Here is a 19627-nt window from a genome sequence, read left to right on the forward strand (position 1 = left end):
TTTGGAGGATATGTATATGTCTTATCAAAAAGTGTCAACTGCTGAAAATGTAGTCGTTGGTCATAAACGAACATTGGAAGCAATCAAAAATGGTACAGTTAAAGAAGTTGTCATTGCAGAAGATGCTGACATGCGGTTAACCCATGTTATTACTCGTACTGCATTGCAATATAACGTACCCATAACCAAAGTTGAATCAATTCGTAAACTTGGAAAAGTTTCGGGGATTCAAGTGGGAGCTTCAGCAATAGGAATAATAAGTTAAAACTGTTTTTGTGAGGAGAGAGCATTTGCTCTTCCTTGCAAAAACTTTGTTTTCAACTAATAATGAACCACCTGGATATGTGGTCATACAAACATGCGAAGGGAGGATAAATCAAATGCCTACTATTAACCAATTAGTGAGAAATGGTCGTACTGATAAAGTATGGAAATCTAAATCACCTGCGTTAAACAAAGGTTTCAACTCTTTAAAGAAAAAATCAACTGATATCTCTGCACCTCAAAAACGTGGTGTGTGTACTCGTGTTGGTACAATGACTCCAAAGAAACCGAACTCAGCGTTACGTAAATACGCTCGTGTACGTTTAACAAATGGTATCGAGGTTACAGCTTACATCCCAGGTATCGGTCATAACCTACAAGAGCATAGCGTAGTATTAATTCGCGGTGGTCGTGTAAAGGATTTACCAGGGGTACGTTACCACATCGTTCGTGGTGCGCTTGATACAGCTGGTGTTGACAAACGTATGCAAGGACGTTCTAAATATGGTACTAAGCGACCAAAACCTGCTAAAAAATAATAAACTTAAAATGAAAGGAGGAACTCAATATGCCTCGTAAAGGACCTGTTGCGAAACGTGACGTGTTACCAGATCCAATGTACAATTCTAAACTTGTAACACGCCTAATCAACAAAATGATGGTTGACGGTAAAAAAGGTAAATCTCAAACAATTCTTTATAACGCGTTCGATATCGTTCGTGAACGTGCTGGTAAAGAGCCTATGGAAGTATTCGAGCAAGCTCTTAAGAACATCATGCCTGTTCTTGAAGTACGCGCTCGTCGTGTTGGTGGTGCTAACTACCAAGTTCCAGTTGAGGTTCGTCCAGAACGCCGTACAACTTTAGGTCTTCGCTGGTTAGTAAACTATGCTCGTCTTCGTGGTGAAAAAACTATGGAAGAGCGTCTAGCTTACGAAATCTTAGATGCAGCTAACAACGCTGGTGCATCTGTTAAGAAACGTGAAGACACTCATAAAATGGCAGAAGCTAACAAAGCATTTGCTCATTACCGTTGGTAGGATTCAACGTAAAATAAATGTATGCATAAACCGCTTTATTTGTCGCTTATGGAAGTGTGGAGAGGGAGAATGCCTCTCCCTTTCGTTGGGCGCTCGTTTTACATAATGAGGGTACTGGACACTGGCATATGTAACAATATAAAGTGGCTTTTTTGCTACTTAAAATAAAATAATCCAATCCATATATGGAAGGAGCAAGACACCAAATGACAAGAGAGTTCTCTTTAGAAAACACTCGTAATATTGGTATCATGGCTCACATCGATGCTGGTAAAACAACAGCAACTGAGCGTATTCTGTATTACACAGGACGTATTCATAAAATCGGTGAAACTCATGAAGGTGCATCTCAGATGGACTGGATGGAGCAAGAGCAAGAGCGTGGTATCACAATTACTTCTGCTGCAACTACAGCTCAATGGAAAGGTCACCGTGTAAATATCATTGACACTCCAGGACACGTAGACTTCACAGTAGAAGTAGAACGTTCTTTACGTGTACTTGATGGTGCGGTAGCAGTACTTGATGCACAATCTGGTGTAGAACCACAAACAGAAACTGTTTGGCGTCAGGCTACTACTTACGGCGTACCTCGTATCGTATTCGTTAACAAAATGGATAAGATCGGTGCAGATTTCTTATACTCTGTAGGAACAATCCACGATCGTTTACAAGCAAACGCACATCCAATTCAGTTACCAATCGGTGCTGAGGACGAGTTCAATGGTATCATTGACCTTGTTGAAGAGTGTGCTTACATGTACGGTAACGATTTAGGAACAGACATCGAGCGTGTTGAAATTCCTGAAGAGCACAAAGAACTAGCTGAAGAATACCGTGGAAAACTTATTGAAGCGGTAGCTGAGCTTGATGAAGAAATGATGATGAAGTACCTAGAAGGTGAAGAAATTACTGTAGAAGAGCTTAAAGCTGGTATCCGTAAGGCTACAACTTCTGTTGAATTCTTCCCAGTAATCTGTGGTTCTGCATTCAAAAATAAAGGTGTTCAGATTCTGTTAGACGCAGTTATTGACTACTTACCATCTCCATTAGATGTACCTGCTATTAAAGGTACTCTTCCGGATACAGATGAAGCTGTAGAACGTAAGTCTAGCGATGAAGAGCCATTCGCAGCTCTAGCATTCAAAATCATGACTGACCCTTATGTTGGTAAATTAACGTTCTTCCGTGTATATTCTGGTGTGTTAAACTCTGGATCATACGTGAAAAACTCAACTAAAGGTAAGCGTGAGCGTGTAGGACGTATCCTACAAATGCACGCTAACAGCCGTGAAGAGATTTCAACAGTTTACGCTGGTGATATCGCTGCTGCTGTTGGTTTAAAAGATACTACTACTGGTGATACTCTTTGTGACGAGAAGAGCCTTGTTATCCTTGAGTCTATGGAATTCCCAGAGCCAGTTATCTCTGTAGCTATCGAACCAAAATCTAAAGCTGACCAAGATAAAATGGGTACAGCATTATCTAAGCTTTCTGAAGAAGATCCAACATTCCGTGCTCACACTGACCAAGAAACTGGCCAAACAATCATCGCTGGTATGGGTGAACTTCACCTTGATATCATCGTTGACCGTATGCGTCGTGAATTCAAAGTGGAAGCAAACGTTGGTGCTCCTCAGGTAGCATACCGTGAGACTTTCCGTGCTGCTGCGAAAGTTGAAGGTAAGTTCGCTCGTCAATCTGGTGGTCGTGGACAATTCGGTCACGTTTGGATTGAGTTTGAACCTAATGAAGAAGGTAAAGGATTCGAATTCCAAAACAAGATCGTCGGTGGTGTAGTTCCACGTGAATACATCCCAGCTGTTGGAGCAGGTCTTGAAGATGCACTTAAAAATGGTGTACTAGCTGGTTATCCACTAGTTGACATTAAAGCTGCATTAGTTGATGGATCTTACCATGATGTTGACTCCTCTGAGATGGCGTTCAAAATCGCTGCATCTATGGCGCTTAAAGCTGCGGTTTCTAAATGTAGCCCAGTAATTCTTGAGCCAATGATGAAAGTTGAAGTTGTAATTCCTGAAGAGTACATGGGTGACATTATGGGTGACGTAACATCTCGTCGTGGACGTGTAGAAGGTATGGAAGCTCGCGGTAACGCACAAGTTGTTCGCGCTATGGTTCCACTTTCTGAAATGTTCGGTTATGCAACGTCATTACGTTCTAACACGCAAGGACGCGGAACATTCTCAATGACATTTGATCATTATGAAGAAGTACCGAAGTCTGTTTCAGAAGAAATTATCAAAAAAAATAAAGGTGAATAATTGATTTTTATCGATTGTTCAAGTATAACTACTTATGTAAGCTTAGAAAGTGGGACTTAAGTTTCACTTTCTAGTCTAAATATAAAATAACCTATATAAACTAAGGAGGAATTTAGAATGGCTAAAGCTAAATTCGAACGTTCTAAACCCCATGTTAACATCGGTACAATCGGCCACGTTGACCATGGTAAAACTACATTAACTGCTGCGATCACTACAGTTCTTGCAAAAGCTGGTGGTGCTGAAGCACGCGGATACGACCAAATCGATGCTGCTCCAGAAGAAAGAGAGCGCGGTATCACAATCTCAACTGCACACGTTGAGTACGAAACTGAAACTCGTCACTATGCACACGTTGACTGCCCAGGTCACGCTGACTATGTTAAAAACATGATCACTGGTGCTGCTCAAATGGACGGCGGTATCTTAGTAGTATCTGCTGCTGATGGCCCAATGCCTCAAACACGTGAGCACATCCTTCTTTCTCGTCAAGTAGGTGTTCCTTACATCGTTGTATTCTTAAACAAATGCGACATGGTAGACGACGAAGAATTATTAGAATTAGTAGAAATGGAAGTTCGCGACCTATTATCTGAATACGGATTCCCAGGCGACGATATTCCTGTAGTTAAAGGTTCTGCTCTTAAAGCTCTTCAAGGAGAAGCTGAGTGGGAAGAAAAAATCATCGAATTAATGGCTGAAGTTGATGCTTACATCCCAACTCCAGAACGTGAAACTGACAAACCATTCTTAATGCCTATCGAGGACGTATTCTCTATCACAGGTCGTGGTACAGTTGCAACTGGACGTGTAGAGCGTGGAGTAGTTAAAGTTGGTGACGTAGTAGAAATCATCGGTCTTGCTGAAGAGAACGCTTCTACAACTGTAACTGGTGTAGAAATGTTCCGTAAACTTCTTGACCAAGCTCAAGCTGGAGACAACATTGGTGCTCTACTTCGTGGGGTTGCTCGTGAAGACATCCAACGTGGACAAGTTCTTGCTAAAAGCGGTTCTGTAAAAGCTCATGCTAAATTCAAAGCTGAAGTTTTCGTATTATCTAAAGAAGAAGGTGGACGTCACACTCCATTCTTCGCTAACTACCGTCCGCAATTCTATTTCCGTACAACTGACGTAACTGGTATCATCCAATTACCAGAAGGTACTGAAATGGTAATGCCTGGTGACAACATCGAAATGACTATCGAACTTATCGCTCCAATCGCAATCGAAGAGGGAACTAAATTCTCTATTCGTGAAGGTGGACGTACAGTAGGTTACGGTGTAGTTGCTACAATCGTTGCTGAATAATCTTTAAATAGATTATTAAAAACTCAAGGGATTCTCCCTTGAGTTTTTTTATTGCTTGTTTATATAGAAGAAAGAGGTGCATTTTCTATTTTTGAATGAGTTTCTTCTATAGTATATAAAACGAAAGTAACGACCAAAAATTGTAAGTTAAATGAGAGTAGATGAAAACTTGAAATTCTTTAAAGTGCCATGTATAATAGCAAAAGTAGAGAAAAGTAGATGCAAACAAAAAGATGCTTGCATCTAGACGAATAACATTGTATAATAGACAATGTTGGTCTTTGACTGCGATGAAGTGGAAGGTTGCTGACACACCCGGCCGCTTTGCCATGGCATGGTGTGGGGAAATTTCCATGGAGAAGGTCTATTTTAGAAATAGGCGAACGAAGGAGGGAAAATAATGGCAAAAGAAAAAATCCGTATCCGTTTAAAAGCTTACGATCACCGTATTCTTGATCAGTCAGCTGAGAAAATTGTAGAAACAGCTAAGCGTTCTGGGGCAACAGTTTCTGGTCCGATCCCATTACCAACTGAAAAAACTGTTTACACAATTCTTCGTGCTGTTCATAAGTACAAAGATTCTCGTGAGCAATTCGAAATGCGCACGCACAAACGTCTAATCGACATCGTGAGTCCTACTCCGCAAACAGTAGATTCATTAATGCGTTTAGACTTACCATCTGGTGTAGATATCGAAATCAAATTATAATTTATATAACTTAAAAATGTAGGAGGTGTAACTCATGACCAAAGGAATCTTAGGAAGAAAGATCGGTATGACTCAAGTATTTGCTGAAAACGGTGAGTTAATCCCAGTAACAGTAATCGCTGCGACTCCAAACGTTGTTCTTCAAAAGAAAACAACAGAAACTGACGGCTATAATGCAATTCAGTTAGGATTTGACGATAAACGTGAAAAGTTAACTAACAAACCTGAACAAGGCCACACTGCTAAAGCATCTACTACTCCTAAGCGCTTCATTCGCGAAATCCGCGATGCAGACGTGGACGGATTAGAGGTTGGTCAAGAGGTAAAAGTTGAAGTTTTCACTGCAGGTGAAATCGTTGACGTAACAGGAATTTCTAAAGGTAAAGGTTTCCAAGGTGTTATTAAACGCCACGGACAATCTCGCGGACCTATGTCTCATGGTTCTCGCTATCACCGTCGTCCTGGTTCAATGGGCCCAGTTGCTCCGAACCGTGTATTCAAAGGTAAAAAACTTGCTGGACGTATGGGTGGAGACCAAGTTACAATCCAAAACTTAGAAATCGTTCAAGTTGACGCTGAGCGCAACTTATTACTAGTAAAAGGTAACGTTCCAGGTGCTAAGAAATCTCTTGTAGTTGTTCAAGGCGCTGTGAAGGTTAGTAAATAATTCACAATAGGAAGGAGGAATTCCAATGCCAAAAGTTACTGTATATAACCAAACTGGTTCACAGGTTGGTGAAATCGAATTAGCTGAAGCTATTTTCGGTATCGAACCAAATGAAGCTGTACTTTTCGAAGCTGTAATGATGCAACGTGCATCTTTACGTCAAGGTACACACAAAGTAAAAACTCGCTCTGAAGTGCGCGGTGGTGGTCGTAAACCATGGCGTCAAAAAGGAACTGGACGTGCTCGTCAAGGTTCTATCCGCTCTCCTCAATGGCGTGGTGGTGGTACGGTATTCGGACCTACACCAAGAAGCTATGCTTACAAACTTCCTAAGAAAGTTCGTCGCTTAGCTATTAAATCTGCATTAGCTACTAAAGTAGTTGAGAACAACATTGTAGTTCTTGAAGACCTAGTGTTAAATGCACCAAAAACAAAAGACATGGTAGCAGTACTTAAAGGATTAACTGTAGAGAAGAAAGCTCTTATCGTAACTGCTGATGCAAACGAAGCTGTAGAGTTATCTGCTCGCAATATTCCTGGAGTAACAGTAATCACTGCTGATGGCGTAAACGTTTTAGACGTGCTTCATCATGATAAGCTAATCATGACAAAAGCGGCAGTGGAAAAAGTAGAGGAGGTGCTTGCATAATGAGAGATCCTCGTGATATCATTAAGCGCCCAGTTATCACTGAACGTTCTATGGAAATGATGGCTGAAAAAAAATACACGTTCGATGTGGACGTTAAATCTAATAAAACAGAAGTTAAAGACGCTGTAGAAGCGATCTTTGGTGTTAATGTAGACAAAGTAAATATCATGAACTACAAGCCGAAAGCAAAACGCGTTGGTCGTCACGCTGGTTTTACTAACCGTCGTCGTAAAGCAATCGTTAAGCTAACTGCTGACAGCAAAGAAATCGAAATCTTCCAAGGTGTTTAATTCTTACTAAAGAAGGAGGGAAATTGAGATGGCAATTAAGAAGTATAAACCAACTACTAACGGTCGTCGTAACATGACTACGAATGATTTCGCTGAAATTACGACTGACAGACCGGAAAAGTCTTTACTTGCGCCTTTAAGCAAAAAGGCTGGTCGTAATAACCAAGGTAAAATTACTGTACGTCACCAAGGTGGCGGACATAAGCGTCAATACCGTATCATCGACTTTAAACGTAACAAAGATGGAATTCCAGGACGCGTTGCTACGATCGAATACGATCCAAACCGCTCTGCGAATATCGCATTAATTAACTACGTTGACGGTGAAAAACGTTACATCCTTGCTCCTAAAAACTTAGAAGTAGGTATGGAAGTTATGTCTGGCGCTGAAGCTGACATTAAAATCGGTAACGCATTACCATTAATCAACATTCCAGTAGGTACTGTTGTTCATAACATCGAGCTTAAGCCTGGTCGTGGCGGACAATTAGTTCGTTCTGCTGGTACATCTGCTCAAGTACTTGGTAAAGAAGGAAAATACGTACTTGTACGTTTAACTTCTGGTGAAGTGCGTTTAGTATTATCTGCTTGTCGCGCTACAGTCGGTCAAGTAGGTAACGAACAACATGAACTTATCAAAATCGGTAAAGCGGGTCGCTCTCGCTGGTTAGGTAAGCGCCCAACAGTTCGTGGTTCTGTAATGAACCCAGTTGATCACCCACACGGTGGTGGTGAAGGACGCTCTCCAATCGGACGTAAGTCTCCAATGTCTCCATGGGGTAAACCAACTCTTGGATTCAAGACTCGTAAGAAAAATAAAGCGTCTGATAAATTTATCGTTCGTCGTCGTAAAAAATAATGGGATTGTAGTACGGTTCATTTCTAGAACCGTACGCCAATCACGAAGGGAGGCACCACAATGGCTCGTAGCTTAAAAAAAGGACCATTTGTCGATGATCACTTAATGAGCAAAATGGAAAAATTAGTTGCATCTGAGCAAAAACAAGTTGTTAAAACTTGGTCTCGCCGTTCAACAATCTTCCCTCAGTTCATCGGTCATACAATTGCTGTATATGATGGTCGTAAACACGTACCTGTGTACATCACTGAGGATATGGTTGGCCATAAGTTAGGTGAATTCGCACCAACTCGTACGTACAAAGGTCACCTTGCTGACGATAAGAAAACTAGAAGATAATGAGAGGAGGCACTTCAATGCAAGCTAAAGCAGTAGCGAGAACAGTTCGTATTGCTCCTCGTAAAGTTCGTTTAGTTGTAGACTTAATCCGAGGTAAGCAAGTGGGTGAAGCGATTGCTATCCTTAACCACACACCAAAAACTGCTTCTCCAGTTGTAGAGAAAGTTTTAAAATCTGCAATCGCAAATGCAGAGCACAATTACGAAATGGACATTAACAACCTAGTTGTTGAAACAGTTTTCGTTGACGAAGGTCCAACGTTGAAACGTTTCCGTCCACGTGCAATGGGTCGTGCAAGCCAAATTAACAAACGCACAAGCCACATTACAGTTGTGGTATCAGAAAAGAAGGAGGGATAATCGATGGGTCAGAAGGTTAATCCAATTGGTCTTCGTGTCGGTGTTATCCGTGACTGGGAATCTCGTTGGTTCGCTGAAAAAGATTACGCTACATTATTACATGAAGACATCAAAATCCGTGAGTACATTACTGTACGCTTAAAAGATTCTGCTGTTGCTAAAGTAGAGATCGAACGTGCAGCAAATCGTGTAAATGTTACAATTCACACTGCAAAACCTGGTATGGTAATTGGTAAAGGTGGTACAGAAGTTGAAGCACTTCGTAAAGCTCTTAACCAATTAACAGGCAAGCGTGTACACATCAACATCTTAGAAGTTAAGAGAGCTGATCTTAACGCTAAATTAGTAGGCGAAAACATCGCTCGTCAATTAGAAAACCGTGTATCTTTCCGTCGTGCACAGAAGCAAGTAATTCAACGTGCTATGCGTGCAGGAGCTAAAGGTATTAAAACACAGGTTTCTGGTCGTCTTGGCGGAGCTGATATCGCTCGTGCAGAATCTTACAGTGAAGGAACTGTTCCACTTCATACACTTCGCGCTGATATTGACTATGCAGCAGTTGAAGCTGATACAACATACGGTAAATTAGGCGTAAAAGTATGGATCTACCGTGGAGAAGTCCTTCCTACAAAAAAGAAAGCTTCTGAGGAAGGAGGAAAATAATATGTTAATGCCTAAACGCGTAAAATATCGTAGAGAGCATCGTGGTAAAATGCGTGGTCGTGCAAAAGGTGGAGCTGAAATTGCTTTCGGTGAATTCGGTTTACAAGCACAAGCTGCTTCATGGATTACAAACCGTCAAATCGAAGCTGCTCGTCGTGCAATGACTCGTTACATGAAACGTGGCGGTAAAGTATGGATTAAAATTTTCCCTTCTAAGCCTTACACTGCAAAACCTCTAGAAGTACGTATGGGTTCCGGTAAAGGGGCACCAGAAGGCTGGGTAGCAGTAGTAAAACCTGGGAAAATTATGTTCGAAATCGCGGGTGTATCTGAAGAGGTAGCACGCGAAGCATTACGTCTTGCAGCTCACAAATTACCAGTGAAATGTAAATTCGTAAAACGTGAAGAAAATGGTGGTGAATCTAATGAAAACTAATGATATTCGTGAATTAACCACTGCCGAAATCGAAACAAAAGTTAAAGCTTTAAAGGAAGAGTTGTTTAATCTTCGCTTCCAACTTGCTACAGGACAATTAGAGAATCCAACTCGCATCCGTGAAGTGCGTAAAGCGATCGCTCGTATGAAAACTGTAGTTCGTGAAAGAGAGATCGGAATTAATCGATAAATTGAGGGGAGGTTTGCATAGTGAGCGAACGTAACCAACGCAAAGTTTATACTGGTCGTGTAGTGTCTGACAAAATGGACAAAACGATTACAGTTTTAGTTGAAACTTACAAAACTCATTCCTTGTACGGAAAACGTGTTAAGTATTCTAAAAAGTACAAAGCCCATGATGAGCAAAACCAAGCAAAAATTGGCGATATCGTAAAAATCATGGAAACTCGCCCGCTTTCTGCTACTAAGCGTTTCCGTTTAGTTGAAATCGTTGAAGAAGCGGTTATTATCTAAATAGACGAATCGGAATTTTTAGTCCGAAGGGAGGTTTCATAACATGATCCAACAAGAATCTCGTTTGAAAGTTGCTGACAATTCTGGTGCACGTGAACTTTTAACAATTAAAGTATTAGGCGGCTCTGGTCGTAAATATGCTAACATTGGTGATATTATCGTTGCTACGGTAAAACAAGCAACACCAGGTGGCGTTGTTAAAAAAGGTGACGTTGTTAAGGCAGTAGTGGTACGTACGAAGAGCGGAGCTCGTCGTCCGGACGGTTCTTACATTAAATTTGATGAAAACGCAGCGGTTATCATTAAAGACGATAAGAGCCCACGTGGTACTCGTATCTTTGGACCAGTAGCTCGTGAATTACGTGATAGCAACTTCATGAAGATCGTTTCTTTAGCTCCAGAAGTTCTATAATTTAAGGTATTGCCTTGCTAAGGAGGTGCAGAATTAAGATGCATGTAAAAAAAGGTGATAAAGTACAGGTAATCACTGGTAAAGACAAAGGAAAACAAGGTGTTATCCTTGTGGCTTTCCCAAAGCAAAACCGTGTTATCGTTGAGGGTGTTAACATCGTTAAGAAACACTCTAAGCCATCTCAATTAAATCCACAAGGTGGAATTATTACGAAAGAAGCACCTATTCACGTTTCTAATGTTATGGTATTAGATCCGAAAACAGGCGAACCTACTCGTGTAGGCTTCAAAGTAGAAGATGGTAAAAAAGTTCGTATTGCAAAAAAATCTGGTGAATTATTAGATAAATAATTTTCTTAAGAAAGGAGGTCACTTCATTGAATCGCCTTAAAGAGAAGTTCCAAAAGGAAATTACTCCTGCTCTAGTGAGCAAGTTTAACTATAAATCTGTGATGGAAGTACCGAAAATCGAAAAGATCGTAATCAACACTGGTGTTGGTGACGCGGTATCTAACTCAAAAGCTTTAGACAATGCAGTAGAAGAATTAACGCATATCGCAGGTCAAAAACCTGTTGTAACTCGCGCTAAAAAATCAATCGCTGGTTTCCGCCTTCGTGAAGGTATGCCAATCGGTGCAAAAGTAACTTTACGCGGTGAGCAAATGTATGAGTTCTTCGACAAATTAGTATCAGTTTCTTTACCACGTGTGCGTGATTTCCGTGGTGTTTCTAAGAAATCATTCGACGGTCGTGGTAACTACACATTAGGTGTTAAAGAGCAACTAATTTTCCCTGAGATTGATTATGATAAAGTAAGTAAAGTCCGCGGTATGGACATCGTAATCGTTACTACAGCGAAAACTGATGAAGAAGCTCGTGAACTTTTAACACAATTCGGTATGCCATTCCAAAAATAATGGAAGCCAACGCTAAGTAGAGGAGGCGAAAACGTGGCTAAAAAATCTATGATCGCGAAACAAAAGCGTACTCCTAAGTTTAAAGTACAAGAGTATACACGTTGCGAACGCTGCGGTCGTCCGCATTCTGTATACCGCAAATTTAAACTTTGCCGTATTTGTTTCCGTGAACTTGCATATAAAGGTCAAATTCCTGGTGTTAAAAAAGCTAGTTGGTAAAACCCACAAATGGGAAGGAGGTAAAACACATGGTGATGACAGATCCAATTGCAGACATGCTTACTCGCATCCGTAATGCGAACATGGTACGTCATGAGAAATTAGAGGTTCCTGCTTCTAAAATCAAAAAAGAGATCGCTGAACTTTTAAAACGTGAAGGTTTCATTCGTGATGTAGAATACATCGAGGATAACAAACAAGGTATCCTTCGTATTTTCCTGAAATATGGTGCAAACAATGAACGTGTAATCACTGGATTAAAACGTATCAGTAAACCTGGCTTACGCGTTTACGCTAAAGCTGACGAAGTACCACGTGTACTTAACGGATTAGGTATCGCTCTTGTTTCTACATCTAAGGGAGTAATGACAGACAAAGATGCTCGTCAATTACAAACTGGTGGAGAAGTAGTAGCATACGTTTGGTAATATATATTTAAAACGAACGGAGGTGTGACCACATGTCTCGTATTGGTAAAAAGATTCTTGAAATCCCTGCAGGTGTTACTATCACAGTTGCAGAAGACAATACTGTAACAGTAAAAGGCCCTAAAGGTGAATTAACTCGTACTTTCAATGCTGATATGTCTATCAAAATTGAAGAAAATACACTAACAGTTGAGCGTCCATCTGAACAGAAGGAACACCGTGCATTACACGGTACAACTCGTGCTTTAATCGGAAACATGGTTGAAGGTGTAACTACAGGTTTCGCACGCGGACTTGAATTAGTCGGTGTTGGTTACCGTGCTCAAAAACAAGGTGATAAACTTGTATTAAGCGTAGGTTATTCTCATCCAGTAGAAATGACTCCGGAAGCAGGACTTGAAGTTGAAGTACCTGCACCAACTAAAATCGTAATTAAAGGTATCGACAAGCAACGTGTTGGCGAATTTGCTGCTAACATCCGTGCTGTACGTGCTCCAGAGCCATATAAAGGCAAAGGTATTCGTTACGAAGGCGAAGTTGTTCGTCGTAAAGAAGGTAAAACTGCTAAGTAAACCCGTTAGGTGAGAGAAAGGAGTGACAAGAATGATCACTAAAGCTGATAAAAATGCGACTCGTAAGAAAAGACATGCACGCGTACGTGCAAAACTTACTGGTACTGCAGAACGTCCACGTTTAAATGTGTTCCGTTCTAACCAACATATTTACGCTCAAGTTATTGATGATGTAAATGGTGTAACATTAGTAAGTGCATCTACTCTTGATAAAGACCTTGCTCTTAACGGTACTAGCAATATTGAAGCTGCTACGAAAGTTGGAGAATCAGTTGCTAAGCGTGCTGTAGAGAAAGGCGTTAAAGAAGTAGTATTTGATCGCGGTGGTTACTTATACCATGGCCGTGTTAAAGCTCTAGCTGAAGCTGCTCGTGAGGCTGGATTACAATTTTAATGGTCAAAGGAGGGAAAATTGATGCATCGCATTGACCCAAGTAAATTAGAACTTGAAGAACGTGTAGTTACGATAAATCGTGTCGCGAAAGTTGTTAAGGGTGGTCGTCGTTTCCGCTTTGCTGCACTAGTTGTAGTTGGCGATAAAAACGGTCATGTTGGATTCGGTACGGGTAAAGCACAAGAGGTACCAGACGCAATTCGCAAAGCTATCGAAGACGCTAAGAAAAACTTAATCACAGTACCATTAGTTGGTACAACAATTCCACACACAATCAACGGTCATTTTGGAGCTGGTGAAGTATTCTTAAAACCTGCTGCTGAAGGTACTGGAGTTATTGCTGGTGGACCAGTTCGTGCGGTACTTGAATTAGCTGGTGTACAAGATATTCTTTCGAAATCTCTTGGTTCTAACACACCAATTAACATGATTCGCGCTACTGTGAACGGATTAAGCGAGCTTAAGCGCGCTGAAGATGTTGCAAAATTACGCGGTAAATCTGTAGAAGAGCTACTAGGTTAAGAAGGAGGGAAAACAAATGGCGAAAAAGTTAGAAATTACCCTCACTCGTAGTGTAATTGGTCGTCCACAAGATCAACGTGCGACGGTAGAAGCTTTAGGTCTTAAAAAGTTGAATTCAACTGTAGTTAAGGAAGAAACTCCTGCTATTCTTGGTATGATCAACAAAGTTTCTCACCTTGTAACTGTAAAAGAAGCTTAAGGATAACTCATTAATATAAGGAGGTGCCTGGGAATGAAACTTCATGAATTAAAACCTGCAGAAGGTTCTCGTAAAGTACGTAACCGTGTCGGTCGTGGTATCGGTTCTGGTAACGGTAAAACTGCTGGTAAAGGTCATAAAGGACAAAACGCACGTTCTGGTGGCGGTGTTCGTCTTGGCTTCGAAGGTGGTCAAACTCCATTATTCCGTCGTTTACCAAAACGCGGCTTCACAAACATTAACCGTAAAGAGTTTGCTATCGTAAACTTAGCAACGTTAAATCGTTTTGAAGATGGTACAGAAGTAACACCTGAATTATTGCTGGAAACTGGCGTTATCAGCAAATTAAACGACGGTGTTAAAGTTCTTGCAAGCGGAGCTGTAGAGAAAAAATTAACTGTTAAAGCGCACAAGTTCTCTTCAAGTGCTAAAGAAGCAATTGAAGCAGCTGGCGGATCAGTTGAGGTGATCTAATGTTTCGTACAATCTCCAACTTTATGCGCGTTGCTGAGATAAGACGTAAAATATTATTCACTTTAGCGATGCTAATCGTATTCAGGATTGGCACGTTTATCCCAGTGCCATTTACAAATGGAGACGTACTGAAAGCACAAGATCAGTTAAATGCATTAGGCATCCTAAATACATTTGGCGGTGGCGCGTTGAAAAACTTCTCCATCTTTGCGATGGGAATCATGCCGTATATTACAGCATCCATCATCGTGCAATTATTGCAGATGGATGTTGTTCCTAAATTTTCGGAATGGTCGAAGCAAGGCGAAATGGGCCGTCGTAAACTAACGCAATTCACGCGTTATTTTACAATTGTTCTTGCGTTTATTCAGGGGTTTGGTATGTCAATCGGTTTTAACGGTATGGTAGGTGGACAGTTAATTTTGAATCCAGGTTGGAGCACTTATTTATACATTGCTACGGTACTGACTGCTGGTACTGCATTTTTAATGTGGTTAGGTGAACAGATTACAGCTAAAGGTGTAGGTAATGGTATTTCCATCCTAATCTTTGGTGGTATTGCCGCAGCGATCCCAAGTGTAATATCTCAAGTGTATCAACAACAGTTTCAAAATGCCGGAGATCAATTGTTCATGAGTATCGTTAAAGTTGTATTGATTTTACTAGCTGTGTTAGCAGTTGTTGTTGGTGTTATTTTCATTCAACAAGCTGTTAGAAAGATCCCAATTCAATATGCGAAGCGTGTAACAGGAGGAAATGGGAATCATGCTGGAGCACAAAACACACATTTACCGCTTAAGGTAAATAGTGCGGGTGTTATTCCAGTAATTTTTGCTGTTTCATTCTTAATTACACCTCCAACTATTGCACAGTTCTTCCCGAAACATGACGTATCGCAGTGGATTATTGCAAACTTTAACTATTCCCACCCAGTGGGAATGATAATATATGTAGCGCTCATTGTAGCCTTCGCATACTTCTATGCATTTGTTCAGGTTAATCCAGAGCAAATGTCAGAAAACCTAAACAAGCAAGGTGGATATGTTCCAGGTATTCGTCCGGGTAAGAATACAGAACAATATCTAACAAAAATCTTGTATCGTTTGACCTTTGTAGGATCTATTTTCCTAGCAGCGATTGCAATTCTTCCAGTTATCTTTACGAAATTGGGAAATCTTCCTCCATCTGCACAGATCGGTGGAACGAGTATGTTAATCGTTGTCGGCGTTGCTTTAGAAACAATGAAGCAGCTAGAAAGCCAACTGGTAAAACGCCATTACAAAGGGTTTATCAAGCAGTGAGTAAGTGGGAAGAATTGTCTTCCCTACATGCTCATGTATTGAGGGGGAACAAGGATGAACTTAATTTTAATGGGGCTTCCTGGTGCTGGTAAAGGTACACAAGCCGAACAGATTGTTGCCAAGTATAACATCCCTCACATCTCAACAGGAGATATGTTCCGTGCAGCTATGAAGGCTGAAACTGAACTTGGTTTACAAGCAAAGTCCTTTATTGATAAAGGTGCGCTTGTTCCAGATGAAGTTACAATCGGAATTGTTCGTGAACGTTTAAGTCAAGAAGACTGTGTAAAAGGCTTCTTACTAGATGGTTTCCCACGAACAGTTGCACAGGCATCTGCACTTGAAGAGATTATGAAAGATCTTGGCAAAAAAATCGACTATGTTTTAAACATTAATGTGGATTCAGGATTGCTATTAAAACGTCTTACAGGCCGTCGTATTTGTAAAGAGTGCGGTGCGACTTACCACTTAGAATTCAATCCGCCAGCAAAAGCTGACGTGTGCGATAAATGTGGTGGCGAATTATATCAACGCTCTGATGACAATGAAGAAACTGTAGCGAATCGTTTAGAGGTAAATATTAAGCAAACAAAACCTTTGCTTGATTTCTATGAAGAGCTTGGTTACTTACAAAGCATTAATGGTGAGCAAGATATCAATAAGGTATTTGCTGATATTGATGTTCTCATTGGAGACTTAGCGTAATGATCATTTGCAAAACTCCTCGCGAGATAGAAATCATGCGAGAAGCTGGCAAGATCGTTGCTTTAACTCATCAAGAGTTGAAAAAGCATATTACTCCAGGAATTACAACGAAAGAGCTCGATCAAATAGCGGAAAAGACGATTCGAAAATATGGTGCTACACCATCTTTTAAAGGATACAACGGATTTCCGGGAAGCATCTGTGCTTCTGTAAATGAAGAGCTTGTACATGGGATTCCAGGTAAGCGCAAGCTCCAAGAAGGTGATATCATCAGTATCGATATTGGTGCGAAATACAATGGGTACCATGGAGATTCTGCGTGGACGTATCCAGTAGGAAACATTTCTGAATCTGTTCAAAAGCTACTTGATGTCACAGAAAAATCGTTGTATCTTGGTCTAGAACAAATAAAACCAGGCGTGAGATTATCAAATGTTTCACATGCAGTTCAAACGTATGCTGAAGATAATGGATTCTCGATCGTTAGGGAGTATGTTGGTCACGGAATCGGGCAAGACTTACATGAGGACCCTCAGATCCCGCACTACGGTCCACCAAATAAAGGTCCTAGATTAAAGCCGGGAATGGTCATCTGTGTCGAACCGATGGTGAACCAAGGAAGACGATATGTAAAAACACTATCTGATGACTGGACAGTGGTAACGGTAGATGGTAAATGGTGTGCACATTTTGAGCACACGATTGCTCTTACAGAAGCAGGATACGAAATCCTTACCACTTTATAAGTAGCTGGCTCTCCGGGATTTCAGAGCAGTGTAAAATGTTACTGATTTGAAGAAGGGAGAACTATTGAATGGCTAAAGATGATGTAATTGAAGTCGAAGGTACCGTTCTTGAAACGTTGCCAAATGCTATGTTCAAAGTAGAATTAGAGAATGGGCATGTCGTATTGGCTCACGTTTCTGGTAAAATCCGTATGAACTTCATTCGGATTTTACCAGGAGACAAAGTTACGGTAGAATTATCTCCGTACGATTTAAATCGTGGTCGTATTACGTACCGTTTTAAATAATATAGCACTCCGTAATCTTTAAGGAGGTTCGAGACATGAAAGTAAGACCGTCAGTTAAACCAATCTGCGAAAAATGTAAAGTTATTCGTAGACGTGGAAAAGTAATGGTTATTTGTGAAAACCCTAAACATAAACAAAAACAAGGTTAATCAGAAGGAGGTGCATTCGGAATGGCACGTATCGCAGGTGTAGATATTCCTCGTGACAAGCGCGTTGTTATTTCTTTAACTTACGTATTCGGCATTGGTCGCACAACTGCTGAAAAAATTCTTGCTGAAGCTGGTGTTTCTGAAGAAACACGAGTTCGTGATTTAACGGAAGACGAATTAGGACGTATCCGTGACATCGTAGACCGCGTTAAAGTTGAGGGAGACCTTCGTCGTGAAGTTTCTCTTAACATTAAACGTCTAATGGAGATCGGTTCTTACCGTGGTCTTCGTCACCGTCGTGGTTTACCAGTTCGTGGTCAAAATTCTAAAAATAATGCTCGTACGCGTAAAGGTCCACGTCGTACAGTAGCAAATAAAAAGAAATAATAAGTAAAGGAGGTTGAACTAACAATGGCACGTAAAACAAACACTCGTAAAAAACGTGTGAAAAAGAATATTGAAGCTGGTATTGCTCATATTCGTTCTACTTTCAACAACACAATCGTAACACTTACAGATACTCACGGTAACGCACTTTCTTGGTCTAGTGCTGGTGCACTTGGTTTCCGTGGATCTCGTAAATCTACTCCATTCGCTGCGCAAATGGCTGCTGAAACTGCTGCTAAAGTTGCAATGGAGCATGGTTTAAAAACTTTAGAGGTTACTGTAAAAGGTCCTGGTGCTGGTCGTGAAGCTGCAATTCGTGCTCTTCAAGCTGCAGGTCTAGAAGTAACAGCAATCAGAGATGTTACTCCAGTTCCTCATAATGGATGTCGTCCGCCAAAACGTCGTCGTGTTTAATTTTTCTGTATAGAATTTTCCCTTTTGTCTATAATGGATATGATGCATTATCGAGAAATTTCGTACAGAAACATCGCTTGTTGTGCACAATCGGGAACTGCCTAAGGGGGACTTTCGGTTAGACAGAGGTTTTTTCCTTTGTTTAGCCGAGGTTTCGACGTTTTGAAGGAGGGTTTAGTTAATGATTGAAATTGAAAAACCGAAAATCGAAACGGTTGAACTTAACGAAGATGCTAAATATGGTAAATTCGTGATTGAACCGCTTGAGCGTGGATATGGTACTACTTTGGGTAACTCCTTACGTCGTATTCTTTTATCCTCACTCCCTGGTGCCGCTGTAACTGCTATCCAAATTGATGGCGTATTACACGAATTTTCAACAGTTGAGGGCGTAGTAGAGGACGTTACGACGATCATCTTAAACTTGAAAAAGTTAGCTCTTAAAATCTACTCTGAAGAAGAGAAGACGTTGGAAATCGATGTACAGGGCGAAGGTATTGTCACAGCTGCTGATATTACTCACGATAGTGATGTTGAAATCTTAAATCCAGATTTATACATTGCGACGTTAGCAAAAGATGCGCATTTCCGCGTGCGTTTAACTGCAAAGCGTGGCCGTGGGTATACGCCAGCTGATGCAAATAAAAGCGAAGATCAACCAATAGGAGTTATTCCTATTGATTCTATTTATACTCCAGTATCACGTGTGACTTACCAAGTGGAAAAGACACGTGTCGGACAAGTGGCAAATTATGATAAGCTTACGCTTGATGTATGGACGGATGGAAGCATCGGGCCAAAAGAAGCTATCTCTTTAGGTGCCAAAATCTTAACTGAGCATTTAAATATCTTCGTTGGTTTAACTGATGAAGCACAAAATGCTGAGATTATGGTCGAGAAGGAAGAAGATCAAAAAGAAAAAGTTCTAGAAATGACTATTGAAGAACTTGATCTTTCTGTTCGTTCTTATAATTGCTTAAAACGTGCAGGAATTAATACTGTACAAGAGCTTGCGAACAAAACAGAAGAAGATATGATGAAAGTTCGTAACTTAGGACGTAAATCCTTAGAAGAAGTTAAGCATAAGCTTGAGGAATTAGGTTTAGGCTTACGTAAAGACGACTGAGGATTTAATCTCATCAACAAAGGAGGGAACTACGA

General features: G+C 40.8%; 34 protein-coding genes. All 34 read left to right on the top strand.

What is annotated here, in order from left to right; translation table 11 throughout:
- Nucleotides 1-16: 16 nt before the first annotated feature.
- The 34 genes from ORL93_RS27620 (at nt 17) to ORL93_RS27785 (ending at nt 19592) form a co-directional block, all read left to right on the top strand.
- Complete coding sequence (locus tag ORL93_RS27620) at nt 17-265, top strand: 50S ribosomal protein L7ae-like protein (RefSeq protein WP_016116949.1); 249 nt, start codon at nt 17-19, stop codon at nt 263-265.
- Nucleotides 266-380: 115 nt separating this feature from the next.
- The gene (gene rpsL, locus ORL93_RS27625; RefSeq protein WP_001142341.1) at nt 381-803 is read left to right on the top strand and encodes a 30S ribosomal protein S12; all 423 of its coding nucleotides are present in this window, start codon (nt 381-383) and stop codon (nt 801-803) included.
- A 29-nt stretch (nt 804-832) separates the two neighbouring features.
- On the top strand, nt 833-1303 hold the full coding sequence (gene rpsG / locus ORL93_RS27630) for a 30S ribosomal protein S7 (RefSeq protein WP_003194344.1): 471 nt from the start codon (nt 833-835) through the stop codon (nt 1301-1303).
- A 206-nt stretch (nt 1304-1509) separates the two neighbouring features.
- On the top strand, nt 1510-3588 hold the full coding sequence (fusA, locus tag ORL93_RS27635) for an elongation factor G (protein WP_018767347.1): 2079 nt from the start codon (nt 1510-1512) through the stop codon (nt 3586-3588).
- A 117-nt stretch (nt 3589-3705) separates the two neighbouring features.
- Complete coding sequence (gene tuf / locus ORL93_RS27640; RefSeq protein ID WP_003205504.1) at nt 3706-4896, top strand: elongation factor Tu; 1191 nt, start codon at nt 3706-3708, stop codon at nt 4894-4896.
- A gap of 400 nt (nt 4897-5296) precedes the next feature.
- On the top strand, nt 5297-5605 hold the full coding sequence (gene rpsJ, locus ORL93_RS27645) for a 30S ribosomal protein S10 (RefSeq protein WP_001040596.1): 309 nt from the start codon (nt 5297-5299) through the stop codon (nt 5603-5605).
- Between the two features lie 34 nt (nt 5606-5639).
- Complete coding sequence (rplC, locus tag ORL93_RS27650; protein WP_003194350.1) at nt 5640-6272, top strand: 50S ribosomal protein L3; 633 nt, start codon at nt 5640-5642, stop codon at nt 6270-6272.
- Nucleotides 6273-6297: 25 nt separating this feature from the next.
- Entirely contained in the window at nt 6298-6921 is a 624-nt protein-coding gene (gene rplD / locus ORL93_RS27655) for a 50S ribosomal protein L4 (RefSeq protein ID WP_003194351.1), read from the top strand.
- Nucleotides 6921-7211 (top strand): 50S ribosomal protein L23, encoded by a 291-nt coding sequence (gene rplW / locus ORL93_RS27660; RefSeq protein WP_003194353.1) that lies wholly within the window; start codon nt 6921-6923, stop codon nt 7209-7211. The genes rplD and rplW overlap by 1 nt, the downstream gene beginning before the upstream one ends.
- 28 nt (nt 7212-7239) lie before the next feature.
- Entirely contained in the window at nt 7240-8070 is an 831-nt protein-coding gene (rplB, locus tag ORL93_RS27665) for a 50S ribosomal protein L2 (RefSeq protein WP_003194355.1), read from the top strand.
- A 60-nt stretch (nt 8071-8130) separates the two neighbouring features.
- The gene (gene rpsS / locus ORL93_RS27670; protein WP_000124454.1) at nt 8131-8409 is read left to right on the top strand and encodes a 30S ribosomal protein S19; all 279 of its coding nucleotides are present in this window, start codon (nt 8131-8133) and stop codon (nt 8407-8409) included.
- A gap of 17 nt (nt 8410-8426) precedes the next feature.
- On the top strand, nt 8427-8768 hold the full coding sequence (gene rplV, locus ORL93_RS27675; protein ID WP_003194358.1) for a 50S ribosomal protein L22: 342 nt from the start codon (nt 8427-8429) through the stop codon (nt 8766-8768).
- A gap of 3 nt (nt 8769-8771) precedes the next feature.
- Nucleotides 8772-9431 (top strand): 30S ribosomal protein S3, encoded by a 660-nt coding sequence (gene rpsC / locus ORL93_RS27680; RefSeq protein ID WP_000529958.1) that lies wholly within the window; start codon nt 8772-8774, stop codon nt 9429-9431.
- Nucleotide 9432: 1 nt separating this feature from the next.
- Nucleotides 9433-9867 (top strand): 50S ribosomal protein L16, encoded by a 435-nt coding sequence (gene rplP, locus ORL93_RS27685; RefSeq protein WP_016116953.1) that lies wholly within the window; start codon nt 9433-9435, stop codon nt 9865-9867.
- Complete coding sequence (rpmC, locus tag ORL93_RS27690) at nt 9857-10057, top strand: 50S ribosomal protein L29 (RefSeq protein ID WP_000855718.1); 201 nt, start codon at nt 9857-9859, stop codon at nt 10055-10057. Before rplP ends, rpmC begins: the two co-directional genes overlap by 11 nt.
- Before the next feature lie 20 nt (nt 10058-10077).
- Complete coding sequence (rpsQ, locus tag ORL93_RS27695; RefSeq protein WP_016116954.1) at nt 10078-10341, top strand: 30S ribosomal protein S17; 264 nt, start codon at nt 10078-10080, stop codon at nt 10339-10341.
- 43 nt (nt 10342-10384) lie between these two features.
- Nucleotides 10385-10753: a 50S ribosomal protein L14 gene (rplN, locus tag ORL93_RS27700; RefSeq protein ID WP_000615912.1), complete on the top strand. Its 369-nt coding sequence runs from the start codon at nt 10385-10387 to the stop codon at nt 10751-10753.
- Between the two features lie 38 nt (nt 10754-10791).
- The gene (gene rplX, locus ORL93_RS27705; protein ID WP_000558201.1) at nt 10792-11103 is read left to right on the top strand and encodes a 50S ribosomal protein L24; all 312 of its coding nucleotides are present in this window, start codon (nt 10792-10794) and stop codon (nt 11101-11103) included.
- Between the two features lie 26 nt (nt 11104-11129).
- The gene (gene rplE, locus ORL93_RS27710) at nt 11130-11669 is read left to right on the top strand and encodes a 50S ribosomal protein L5 (protein WP_018767345.1); all 540 of its coding nucleotides are present in this window, start codon (nt 11130-11132) and stop codon (nt 11667-11669) included.
- A 33-nt stretch (nt 11670-11702) separates the two neighbouring features.
- Nucleotides 11703-11888 (top strand): 30S ribosomal protein S14, encoded by a 186-nt coding sequence (gene rpsN / locus ORL93_RS27715; RefSeq protein WP_001085700.1) that lies wholly within the window; start codon nt 11703-11705, stop codon nt 11886-11888.
- Nucleotides 11889-11917: 29 nt separating this feature from the next.
- Entirely contained in the window at nt 11918-12316 is a 399-nt protein-coding gene (gene rpsH / locus ORL93_RS27720) for a 30S ribosomal protein S8 (protein WP_000245511.1), read from the top strand.
- A 32-nt stretch (nt 12317-12348) separates the two neighbouring features.
- Nucleotides 12349-12888: a 50S ribosomal protein L6 gene (gene rplF, locus ORL93_RS27725; RefSeq protein WP_003194369.1), complete on the top strand. Its 540-nt coding sequence runs from the start codon at nt 12349-12351 to the stop codon at nt 12886-12888.
- Between the two features lie 31 nt (nt 12889-12919).
- Nucleotides 12920-13282 (top strand): 50S ribosomal protein L18, encoded by a 363-nt coding sequence (gene rplR, locus ORL93_RS27730; protein WP_000628816.1) that lies wholly within the window; start codon nt 12920-12922, stop codon nt 13280-13282.
- Nucleotides 13283-13303: 21 nt separating this feature from the next.
- Nucleotides 13304-13804 (top strand): 30S ribosomal protein S5, encoded by a 501-nt coding sequence (gene rpsE / locus ORL93_RS27735; protein WP_003194373.1) that lies wholly within the window; start codon nt 13304-13306, stop codon nt 13802-13804.
- Between the two features lie 16 nt (nt 13805-13820).
- The gene (gene rpmD / locus ORL93_RS27740; protein WP_001085234.1) at nt 13821-14003 is read left to right on the top strand and encodes a 50S ribosomal protein L30; all 183 of its coding nucleotides are present in this window, start codon (nt 13821-13823) and stop codon (nt 14001-14003) included.
- Nucleotides 14004-14036: 33 nt separating this feature from the next.
- Nucleotides 14037-14477, top strand: a complete 441-nt coding sequence (gene rplO, locus ORL93_RS27745) for a 50S ribosomal protein L15 (protein ID WP_018767344.1) — start codon at nt 14037-14039, stop codon at nt 14475-14477.
- Nucleotides 14477-15778 carry a preprotein translocase subunit SecY gene (gene secY, locus ORL93_RS27750; protein ID WP_018767343.1) on the top strand — a complete coding sequence of 434 codons (1302 nt, stop codon included), beginning with the start codon at nt 14477-14479 and terminating at the stop codon, nt 15776-15778. Before rplO ends, secY begins: the two co-directional genes overlap by 1 nt.
- Nucleotides 15779-15832: 54 nt before the next feature.
- Nucleotides 15833-16483: an adenylate kinase gene (locus tag ORL93_RS27755; RefSeq protein WP_003194378.1), complete on the top strand. Its 651-nt coding sequence runs from the start codon at nt 15833-15835 to the stop codon at nt 16481-16483.
- On the top strand, nt 16483-17229 hold the full coding sequence (gene map, locus ORL93_RS27760) for a type I methionyl aminopeptidase (protein WP_018767342.1): 747 nt from the start codon (nt 16483-16485) through the stop codon (nt 17227-17229). The genes ORL93_RS27755 and map overlap by 1 nt, the downstream gene beginning before the upstream one ends.
- 68 nt (nt 17230-17297) lie before the next feature.
- The gene (gene infA / locus ORL93_RS27765; protein ID WP_001029884.1) at nt 17298-17516 is read left to right on the top strand and encodes a translation initiation factor IF-1; all 219 of its coding nucleotides are present in this window, start codon (nt 17298-17300) and stop codon (nt 17514-17516) included.
- Between the two features lie 35 nt (nt 17517-17551).
- Nucleotides 17552-17665 carry a 50S ribosomal protein L36 gene (gene rpmJ / locus ORL93_RS27770; protein WP_000868344.1) on the top strand — a complete coding sequence of 38 codons (114 nt, stop codon included), beginning with the start codon at nt 17552-17554 and terminating at the stop codon, nt 17663-17665.
- A 21-nt stretch (nt 17666-17686) separates the two neighbouring features.
- Nucleotides 17687-18052 (top strand): 30S ribosomal protein S13, encoded by a 366-nt coding sequence (gene rpsM, locus ORL93_RS27775; protein ID WP_003194382.1) that lies wholly within the window; start codon nt 17687-17689, stop codon nt 18050-18052.
- A 24-nt stretch (nt 18053-18076) separates the two neighbouring features.
- The gene (rpsK, locus tag ORL93_RS27780) at nt 18077-18466 is read left to right on the top strand and encodes a 30S ribosomal protein S11 (protein ID WP_003194384.1); all 390 of its coding nucleotides are present in this window, start codon (nt 18077-18079) and stop codon (nt 18464-18466) included.
- A gap of 181 nt (nt 18467-18647) precedes the next feature.
- Nucleotides 18648-19592 carry a DNA-directed RNA polymerase subunit alpha gene (locus ORL93_RS27785; RefSeq protein WP_000569645.1) on the top strand — a complete coding sequence of 315 codons (945 nt, stop codon included), beginning with the start codon at nt 18648-18650 and terminating at the stop codon, nt 19590-19592.
- Nucleotides 19593-19627: the final 35 nt, after the last annotated feature.

The organism is Bacillus sp. DHT2 (assembly GCF_026241455.1).
Classification (GTDB): domain Bacteria; phylum Bacillota; class Bacilli; order Bacillales; family Bacillaceae_G; genus Bacillus_A; species Bacillus_A pseudomycoides.